This is a genomic window from Amycolatopsis sp. NPDC058278, assembly GCF_042881395.1.
Taxonomy (GTDB): domain Bacteria; phylum Actinomycetota; class Actinomycetes; order Mycobacteriales; family Pseudonocardiaceae; genus Amycolatopsis.
Map to the genome: position 1 here is coordinate 24153 of NZ_JBHVXZ010000112.1, position 8349 is coordinate 32501.

Consider the following 8349-nt stretch of genomic DNA (forward strand, 5'->3'; position numbering starts at 1 on the left):
AGGACGCACCCGGCCGCGGAGCCAGTACGGTGACCGGGTGGAGAATTCAGTGCTGAACGACATCCCGACCTGGCACCCACCCGCCGGCCGCGGTCCGGGCCTGGTGCTGGTCCAGGAAATCTTCGGCCTGGACGACTACCTGCGCTCGGTGGCGTCGGACCTGGCCGCCGCGGGGTACGTGGTGGCGGTCCCGGAGCTGTTCCGGCGGACGGCGCCGGGCTGGTCGTCGACCCACGACGAAGCGGGTGTCGCGGCTTCGATGGCGGTGGCGGCCTCCTTCGACCCGGCGTTGGGACTGTCGGACGTCCTGGCCACGGTGGCCCACCTGCGGTCCCTGCCGTCGGTGACGGGTGGCGTGGGTGTCCTGGGTTTCTGCTTGGGCGGCTCGCTGGCCTTCGCGGCGGCCGCCGAGGGCGACCCGGACGTGGCGGTGTCGTTCTACGGCTCGACGGTGGCGCAGCAGATCGACGCTCTTTCCCGCGTCGAATGCCCGATCCAGTTCCACTTCGGCGGCCAGGACCCGTACATCCCGCGTGCCGATGTGGCCGTGGTGGAGTCCGCGGTGGCCGCGCACCCCGGGGCGGAGATCCACGTCCAGGAGGAGGCCGGGCACGCGTTCCACAACAACGTGGCCCCGATGTTCCACCACCCCGAAGCGGCGGCCCGGGCGTGGGAGCTGACGACGGAATTCCTGCAGCGAACCCTGCCGGCGTGAAGGCGGCCGCGCTCTTCCGGAGTACCGGCGGACGCCCTGGTGTGCTCGTCGAGCTGGCTTTCCTGCTGCTCTGGTTCCTGCTCTTCGCGCGGCTCGACGCCGCTGTGGGCAAAGACTTCGCGGCCGCCGATGCCCATGCGCTGGCGCTGCAGTCCCTGGAACACGTGGCACAGCTCGACATCGAGCGGAGTACCAACGATTGGCTGGCCGGCCGGCCGGTCCTCGGCCACCTGGCGGTCTACGTCTACCGGCTGTACTACGTGGTGGTCGCGGGTGTGCTGCTGTGGGTGTTCGTCCGGCACGCCGCGGTCTACCGCCAGGTCCGCCGGACGATGGTCGCGATGACGGCCCTGGTCCTGCCGGTGTACTGGGCGGTGCCGATGTCGCCACCGCGGTTCGCCCTGCCGGGCGCGGTGGACATCGTTGCCCGGTACGACTTCCTGGACGTGGAGAGCTGGACCAAGCCGACCCACTACACGGCGATGCCCAGCATGCACGTCGGCTGGTCGCTGTGGTGCGCGTATGCCGTGTGGACCGCGCTCCGGGACTCCCACCCACGTCTGGCGTGGTCGGCGTGGGCGTTCCCGCTGCTGATGGCGGCGGTCGTGCTCGCCACGGCGAACCACTACGTCCTCGACATCGCGGGCAGCGTCGCACTGCTGACCGTCTCGGTCATCGTGGCGACGCTGTGGGGCCGCCTGCGCGGATCCCGGAATTCCGCGTAGGCGAACAGCGCTGCCGAGGCCTTCGACGCGATCTGCCGGTCTACCGCGTTCGTGAAACCGCCTATCCGCCAAACCACCAAGGCACGTCCGACTCGCCGAAGAGCATCACGAACGTGGACACCGGAAAACGATCATCCGGCGGGTGGAAATCCACGGTCGCCTCGATCTCTTCGGCGCTGAGCAAGGTCAGCCCGGCTTCCCGGAGCATCTCGATGATCCGCTTTTCTTCCGCAGGCCTGTTCTCGCCGAAACCGGTGACCACATCGGCACGTGCCAATAGCGTGTCGGGGTCGTCGCCGTACGCCAGGAACGCGTACGGCCCGACCGCCGACAGCCACAGCGACCAGCCCGACCGGCTCCGGCGATGCGGCTGCAGGGTATACGAAACACTGACGTCCAGCGGGTCAGTCCAGTCCTCGATGTGGAGGAACTCCCTGAATCCGTCCAGGAGCGGCTTCCACCGGTTGTCCCTCAACGCGTCGGAGAAGAACCCGTAGTACGGGCTCTGAAGATCTCCATAGGCACGGCGGGCATGCTCGAGGAACTCCTCCGACCGGCCTTCCTTGCCTGATGCCATGGCGAACCGTGCATTCCCTTCTTCGGGTGCGCCCCGTCCGAGCCGTTGACTACGCTCACCAGATGATGCTAATAATACTAGCACCATGAGATGGAAAGTCGATCACTCTTCACGAGAGGCGCTACCGCGCCAGATCGTGGCGTGCGTGCGGCGGGGCGTGACTTCGGGGGAACTTGCCATCGGCGAGCAGCTACCACCGGCGGCCGAGCTGGCCAAGGCGCTGTCGGTCGATCGCAACACCGTGCTGGCCGCCTACCGGCAGCTGCGCGACGACGGCGTGCTGGAGTTCCGCCGCGGCCGCGGGGCACGGGTCGCGTCCGCCGTCACGGAACCGGGTCCGGTCACCGAGGCGGCGCAGGCACTCGTCACCGTCGCCCGCCAGCACGGCCTGGGCCGGCACGACCTGCTTCGCCTCATCGAGAAACTGGCCTGACACGTCGAGAGGACGGTGCCCCGTGACGGCAGTACCCGGCCCCGGCCGGTATTCGATCTACACCGGACGCGTGACGAACTGGCCGCTGGTCGTGATTTTCGGCGTCGCCATGATGACGCCGCTGCCGGCCCTGGCGAGCATGTCGCACGGCGGCGGGCTCGACGAGACCGGACCCGCGATCTCGCTGCTGGTGGGCGCGGCCGCGGTGCTCTTCACCGGGCTGACCGGATCGAGTGTCAGGACGGCGGTGGGCCCCAACGGCGTCTCGGTCCACTGCGGGGCGTTCGGCTGGCCACGCCGCACCTACCGGCTGGCCGAGATCGACCGCGCCGAGGTGACCGAGCTGTCGCCGCTGTGGGGCCTGTGCCTGGGCCACTGGTGGACCCCCGGCCACACCTACTTCACGGCCCGTACCGGGCCCGCCCTTCGGCTGGTCCTGCGCACCGGCCGAAGGGTGACGATCAACGTCCCCGACCCCCACGCCGTGGCCACGATCGTCCACGAGGCGAAGGCCGCCTGACACCGCGATGCGGGCACGGCTGCGCTAGGGCCTGAAAAGCCGGTGCGGTGAACTGATCGGCCTCGCCACGCTGCTTTTGCGGACAGGCCTACACCCCCTGTCTCGGGCCGGGCGGATCCACCGGCCAAGGCGGCCCGGACGGGTAGCGCGGCCAAGGCGGATCCACCATGACCGGCGGCACGGCCGGGTCGCGCGCGCCGGCCCACCAGCCGGCCGCGACGATCACCGGCAGGCAAGCCGCGGCGAGGATCAGGCCGAGTGCGACCGCCGAGGCGTGTTCCTGCGGGTGGCCCACCGTCCAGCCCAGCGCGGGCGCGACGAACGCCAGTCCGGTCAGGACCGCGGCAGCGATGACAGCCGTCATGCGGGATCGGCGCAGGAGCCGTTGCGCCAGTGTGAGACCGGCACCGGCGCCGACCAGGCACAGGGCGGTCACCAGCCAGGGCACGGTCGACATCCCGGCGTCCGAGGTCAAGAACGCCACCACGCCGAGGACCGGGAGGCCCAGCACGATGAACAGGACGAGGGGGACCACGGCGGTGAGCCCGCGGCCGCGCCGGGCGCGGACCCGGGCGGCCGCCAGCGTCGTCCCGATCAGCAGCGCGAGCACGGCGAGCAAGCCGGCGTAGTTGACGTTGTCCCCGATCACCCGGCCGAACGCGGTGAGCGGCGCCGGCCGGATGTCCAGCCCGGTTTCGGGGACCACGACCGGGACCCGGCGCCAGGCACCGTCGGCGCCGCGGACCACCAGCCCTTCCACACCGTTGGCCACGATCACCTCGTGCCCGCCCGGGACGGCGCGGACGGCGACTTCCACACTGGCCAGTTTGGACAGGTGGACCACCCCGGCCGGAAACGGGTGCTGGCGCAGGACGAACTCCCACCGGGCGGCGGGCATCTCCCAGGCGGTGTACCAGGTCCGGCCGGCATCGGTCGTCTCGTCGACGCCGGGCGGGCGGCCACCGCTGGGCAGCATCCCTTGTGTATCGAGACCAGCGTGACCGCGCACCCGGTAGCAGTGTGCGGCCACGTCGGGCACGCAGGCTTCGGCCTGCCGCTGCGGCGGCGCCGTCGCCGACCCGTCCATCGACGGCACCTGCGACAGGAACCTCCAGCCGTCGGCACCCGAGGAGGAGCCGTAGATCCCCCCGGCCGCCTCGATCACCACCTGCGAGCCCTCGGTCTTCACGGATTCGACCGCCGGAGTCCGGTCGTCGGGCGCCGACGTCGCGGTGATCGCCAGCACGGCGAACGGCACCGCGACCACCACCCGCAACCGGAACACCAGACCGTCCGGCAGCGGCGGGGCCGCCGTCACCCGGCGCCAGGCCCACCAGGAGAGGCCCAGCGCGGGCACCGCGACCAGGTCGGTCGGATCGGCGAGGATCACCGAAGGCCCGTTGACGACCGACCACGCCGCCGAAGCGACGCCGGCACCCGCAGCGGTCAGCTTGACCAGCGCGAACGCGGCTCCGGTCACCAGCACCGCGGCCGTGGCGGCGAGCCGGGCGGCGAGGAACAGGCCGAGCAGCAGCCCGAGCACCGGCGGAGCCGCGACCAGCCCGGCCACGTCACTGAGCTTGCCGGTGACGAGCCCCGGCCACGCCGGTTTGAGCAGGTGGTCGTTGACCAGCAGCACCGCCGTGGCGCCGACGGTCAGCGGATGTGCCACCCAGCGCAGAAAGACCCCAGTTCGCATTTGGTACAGCCTCCGGTGCGGTGATCACGACCGCGACACGGCTCGGCCCCGGATCGGCTCAGGTGGGTGTGCTTCCGGACGACGGCCCTGAGCCCGGCTCCGGCTACCCCAGCTGATCCCGGCGGCGCGTCAGGTACGCGATCTCGGCGGTGTTGCCCGCCAGCTCGATGGCTTTGCCGTACGCCGCGCGCGCTTCCTCGGTGCGGGACAGGCGCCTGAGCAGGTCGGCGCGGGTCACGTGGTAGGGGTGGTAGCCGGCCAGCCGGTCCTCGAGCCGGGCGACGGAGGCCAGCGCCACCTCCGGGCCGTCGAGCTCGGCCACCGCGATCGCCCGGTTGAGCGCCACGACCGGCGACGCGTCGACGCGGACCAGCTGGTCGTAGAGGGCGACGACCTGGGACCAGTCCGTGTCGCGGATGTCGCGGGCGGACGTGTGCACGGCGTTGATCGCCGCGAGGATCTGGTAGCGGCCCGGCGCCACCCCGGCGGCGAGGCGCTCGCGCACCAGCCCGTGTCCCTCGGCGATCAGCGCCGCGTCCCAGCTTCCGCGGTCCTGCTCGTCGAGCGTGACGAGCTCGCCCGCCGAAACCCGGGCCGGGCGGCGGGCTTCGGTGAGGAGCATCAGCGCCAGCAGCCCGGTCACCTCGCCGTCGTCCGGGAGGAGGGCGTGGATCAGACGGGTGAGCCGGATCGCCTCGGTGGTCAGGTCGTGCCGGATCGGGTCGGTGCCGGCGCCGGTCGCCAGGTAGCCCTCGTTGAAGACGAGGAAAAGCACCGTGAGCACCCCCGACACCCGCGCCGGGAGGTCCTCGGCGGCCGGCACTCGGTAGGGGATGCGAGCCGCCTTGATCTTGGCCTTCGCGCGGGTGATCCGCTGCTCCAAAGTGGACTCCCGCACCAGGAAGGCGCGGGCGATCTCGGGCACGGTCAGGCCGCCGACCATGCGCAGCGTCAGCGCCACGCGGGCTTGGGTGGCCAGCGCCGGGTGACAGCACGTGAAGATCAGCCGCAGGCGGTCGTCGTCGATGGCGCCGGACGGCTCGGGCGGGGTGTCGTCGTACACCATCCGGGCCTCCTTGTGCTTGTCGTCGCGCTTGTTCTCGCGCCGGATCCGGTCGATGGCCTTGCGGTTGGCGGTGGTGGTCAGCCAGGCACCGGGGTTCGGGGGCACGCCGTCGGCCGGCCACCGCTCGACGGCGGTCGCGAACGCTTCGGCGGCGGCCTCCTCGGCGATGTCGAGGTCGCCGAACCGCCTGGTCAACGCGGCCACCACCCGGGCCCACTCTTCGTGGTGCACCCGGGTCACCGCCTGCTCGACGTCGCTCACCGGAACGGTCGCACCTCGATCTTGCGATCGCAGACCTTCGACGCCTCGGCGGCGAGCTTGAGCGCCACGTCCAGATCGGGCACCTCCCACACCCAGAAGCCGGCGAGGTACTCCTTCGACTCCACGAACGGCCCGTCGCTGATCACCGCCTCCTCGCCCCGGTGGTCGACGACCGTGGCCGCGTCGGTGTCCGCGAGGCCACCCGCGAAGACCCAGTAGCCCTCGGCGATCAGCCGGTCGTTGAACTCGCTGATGGCGGGCTGCCGGTCCGTGCTGCCGGGGTTGCTCTTGTCGTCGATCACGGAAACCAGGTACTGCATCCGGAAGTCCTCTCTGGGGGTTCGGTGGTCTTCAGGCCGTCGCGTACCGCGGGCGCCCGGCGGGCCGGTGGACCTGGATCGTCACACCCCGCGTGTCGACCCGGGACTCGACGAGGTCGAGCGCGAGGTCCGGGCCGGTCTCCGGGAACAGCCGCGCGCCCTGGCCGACGATCACCGGGACCACGAGCAGCGTCATCTCGTCGACCAGACCGTTCGCCAGCAGCCACCGGACCAGAGTGCCACTGCCGTGCACCTGCAGCTCACCCCCGGGCCGGGCCTTCAGATCCGCGACGGCGGCCGCGAGGTCACCGCGGAGCACGGTCGTCCCCGCCCACCGCGGCGCGGTGAGCGTGCTCGAGGCGACGTACTTGGGGGCGCCGTTCAGGGCCACGCCGACGGGATGGGTGCTCGGTCCCCAGGCGCCGGCGAACAGCTCGTAGGTGCGCCGGCCGAAGAGGAAGGCGCCGGCGCGCCGGCAGGTCTCCGTGAGGAACGCGCGGGTGTCGTCGTCCCCCGCACCCAGGGCCCAGCCGCCGCGCTCGAACCCGTTCCGGCGGTCTTCTTCCGACGCGCCGCCGTTGCCCTGCACGACGCCGTCGAGGGTCACCTGCGTGATGGTCGTCAGCTTCATGGCCGGGATCCTTCCGTGGTGGCCACCCTCGTGGGCGGCTTCACCCCTGCTACGAACGCCGCCGGCCCGATCCGACAACCTCGCCCGGATTTTTTCCGAGAGTTACGGTGCCTTGTGGAACACGACGCGCGCCGACAGCTTGCCTCGTCCTTCGGTGCGGCGGCGGCCGACTACGCCGAGCACCGCCCGGACTACTCGCCGGCCGCGGTGCGGTGGGCCCTGGCGGCGGCACCCAGTCCGCGGGTGCTGGACCTCGGGGCCGGTACCGGCAAGCTGACCGGCACGCTGGCCGCCCTCGGCGTCGACGTCGTCGCGGTCGAGCCCGATCCGGCGATGCTGGCCGAGCTGCGTCGCGCCCTGCCGGGCGTCCGCGCCCTGGCGGGCCGTGCCGAGGCGATCCCGCTGCCGGACGCTTCGGTCGACGCCGTGCTGGCCGGGAACGCGCTGCACTGGTTCGACCTGGCCGTCGCGGGGCCCGAGCTGGCCAGGGTGCTCGCCCCCGGCGGCGTCTTGGCCGGCTTGTGGAACGTCCTGGACGACCGGGTCGGCTGGGTGGCCGGGCTCGAGCGGATCAGCGGCAGCGCGGTGATCGGCCCCCGTGACACCTTCAGCAGCTGGCGCGCCGCGACGGCCGGCCTGGCCGCCCGGTTCGGCGCCCGGGAGCAGGCCGAGTTCCCGCACGGGCAGCGGCGCACCGCCGAGTCCCTCGTCGCGACCCTCGCGACGCGCGCCGGGGTGCTGGTGATGCCGGCACTGGAACGAGAGGCCACCCTCGGCCGGATCCGCGCCCACCTCGCCGACATGAGCGGCGAGTTCGTCCTCCCGCTGTTGACCGGCGTTCTGCGCGTCCGGACGCCGTAACCGCCACGACGGCCTACGCTGAAGTCCGGCCAGGACACCGACACGGAGGATCGCCATGCCCCACACCGTGGACTTCGAGACCGTATCGACGGCCGGCCTGGAGTCGTCGCCGGTCGCGGAGGCGCTCGCCGGGCTGCGGGCGAACGAGGCGCGGTACTTCAAGAACAAGTACGACCACGTCTTCACGGTCGAGCCCGCGAGCGACGCCGCGGCGACCGTCGACCGGGTGCACCGGATCCTCGAGGAGGAGCGCGGCATCGTCATCGCCTCGCGCCCGCTCGAGGCGACCGCGTTCCAGGTCGAGAACATCCGGTGGACATACGTGTTCTACGAGAACGGCCTGTCGGTCAACGTCTTGTACACCGTGGACGACGGCGGGAAGCGGGCGGTCGGGTTCAAGCTCTCCGACGGGATGGAGATCCCCGACGAACTGGCGTCGTTCAAGTTCGCCCGCCAGAAGTCGAAGCTGGCCGGCACCATCCGCGGCTCCTACTTCGTCATCAAGAACGAATACTGACGACGAGCCGTCGCCCCGTCCGGC

The 8349-nt window shown here is 71.6% G+C and carries 11 protein-coding genes; 6 read left to right on the top strand and 5 right to left on the bottom strand.

Annotated elements, in window-relative coordinates; translation table 11 throughout:
* Window positions 1–37: 37 nt before the first annotated feature.
* On the top strand, window positions 38–715 hold the full coding sequence (locus tag ACFVYA_RS38970) for a dienelactone hydrolase family protein (RefSeq protein WP_387052175.1): 678 nt from the start codon (window positions 38–40) through the stop codon (window positions 713–715).
* Entirely contained in the window at window positions 712–1440 is a 729-nt protein-coding gene (locus ACFVYA_RS38975) for a phosphatase PAP2 family protein (RefSeq protein ID WP_387052178.1), read from the top strand. Before ACFVYA_RS38970 ends, ACFVYA_RS38975 begins: the two co-directional genes overlap by 4 nt.
* A gap of 61 nt (window positions 1441–1501) precedes the next feature.
* Here the strand turns inward: ACFVYA_RS38975 and ACFVYA_RS38980 are convergent, their stop codons facing one another.
* Window positions 1502–2017: a hypothetical protein gene (locus tag ACFVYA_RS38980; protein WP_387052180.1), complete on the bottom strand. Its 516-nt coding sequence runs from the start codon at window positions 2015–2017 to the stop codon at window positions 1502–1504.
* Between the two features lie 85 nt (window positions 2018–2102).
* Here ACFVYA_RS38980 and ACFVYA_RS38985 point away from each other — a divergent pair, with 85 nt between their 5' ends.
* On the top strand, window positions 2103–2450 hold the full coding sequence (locus ACFVYA_RS38985; protein WP_387052182.1) for a GntR family transcriptional regulator: 348 nt from the start codon (window positions 2103–2105) through the stop codon (window positions 2448–2450).
* A 22-nt stretch (window positions 2451–2472) separates the two neighbouring features.
* Window positions 2473–2970 (top strand): hypothetical protein, encoded by a 498-nt coding sequence (locus tag ACFVYA_RS38990; protein WP_387052184.1) that lies wholly within the window; start codon window positions 2473–2475, stop codon window positions 2968–2970.
* Between the two features lie 88 nt (window positions 2971–3058).
* Here ACFVYA_RS38990 and ACFVYA_RS38995 read toward each other — a convergent pair whose 3' ends face one another.
* The 4 genes from ACFVYA_RS38995 to ACFVYA_RS39010 form a co-directional block, all read right to left on the bottom strand.
* Entirely contained in the window at window positions 3059–4669 is a 1611-nt protein-coding gene (locus ACFVYA_RS38995; protein WP_387052186.1) for a hypothetical protein, read from the bottom strand.
* Between the two features lie 103 nt (window positions 4670–4772).
* Window positions 4773–5996: an RNA polymerase sigma factor gene (locus tag ACFVYA_RS39000; RefSeq protein ID WP_387052188.1), complete on the bottom strand. Its 1224-nt coding sequence runs from the start codon at window positions 5994–5996 to the stop codon at window positions 4773–4775.
* On the bottom strand, window positions 5993–6316 hold the full coding sequence (locus tag ACFVYA_RS39005; protein ID WP_387052190.1) for a YciI family protein: 324 nt from the start codon (window positions 6314–6316) through the stop codon (window positions 5993–5995). The genes ACFVYA_RS39000 and ACFVYA_RS39005 overlap by 4 nt, the downstream gene beginning before the upstream one ends.
* Before the next feature lie 31 nt (window positions 6317–6347).
* Window positions 6348–6947, bottom strand: coding sequence for a dihydrofolate reductase family protein (locus tag ACFVYA_RS39010; RefSeq protein ID WP_387052192.1), 600 nt, complete (start codon window positions 6945–6947; stop codon window positions 6348–6350).
* A 114-nt stretch (window positions 6948–7061) separates the two neighbouring features.
* On the opposite strand from ACFVYA_RS39010, the gene ACFVYA_RS39015 reads away from it, so the two are divergent.
* Both ACFVYA_RS39015 and ACFVYA_RS39020 read left to right on the top strand, forming a co-directional pair.
* Complete coding sequence (locus tag ACFVYA_RS39015; RefSeq protein WP_387052194.1) at window positions 7062–7808, top strand: class I SAM-dependent methyltransferase; 747 nt, start codon at window positions 7062–7064, stop codon at window positions 7806–7808.
* Between the two features lie 55 nt (window positions 7809–7863).
* The gene (locus ACFVYA_RS39020) at window positions 7864–8325 is read left to right on the top strand and encodes a phage tail protein (RefSeq protein WP_387052196.1); all 462 of its coding nucleotides are present in this window, start codon (window positions 7864–7866) and stop codon (window positions 8323–8325) included.
* The last annotated feature ends 24 nt before the right edge of the window (window positions 8326–8349 follow it).

Bases quoted from the DNA above. Each gene is read 5' to 3' on its own strand.
- ACFVYA_RS38980 (WP_387052180.1), bottom strand. From the start codon at position 2,017: ATGGCATCAGGCAAGGAAGGCCGGTCGGAGGAGTTCCTCGAGCATGCC.
- ACFVYA_RS38985 (WP_387052182.1), top strand. From the start codon at position 2,103: ATGAGATGGAAAGTCGATCACTCTTCACGAGAGGCGCTACCGCGCCAG.
- ACFVYA_RS38995 (WP_387052186.1), bottom strand. From the start codon at position 4,669: ATGCGAACTGGGGTCTTTCTGCGCTGGGTGGCACATCCGCTGACCGTC.
- ACFVYA_RS39005 (WP_387052190.1), bottom strand. From the start codon at position 6,316: ATGCAGTACCTGGTTTCCGTGATCGACGACAAGAGCAACCCCGGCAGC.
- ACFVYA_RS39010 (WP_387052192.1), bottom strand. From the start codon at position 6,947: ATGAAGCTGACGACCATCACGCAGGTGACCCTCGACGGCGTCGTGCAG.
- ACFVYA_RS39020 (WP_387052196.1), top strand. From the start codon at position 7,864: ATGCCCCACACCGTGGACTTCGAGACCGTATCGACGGCCGGCCTGGAG.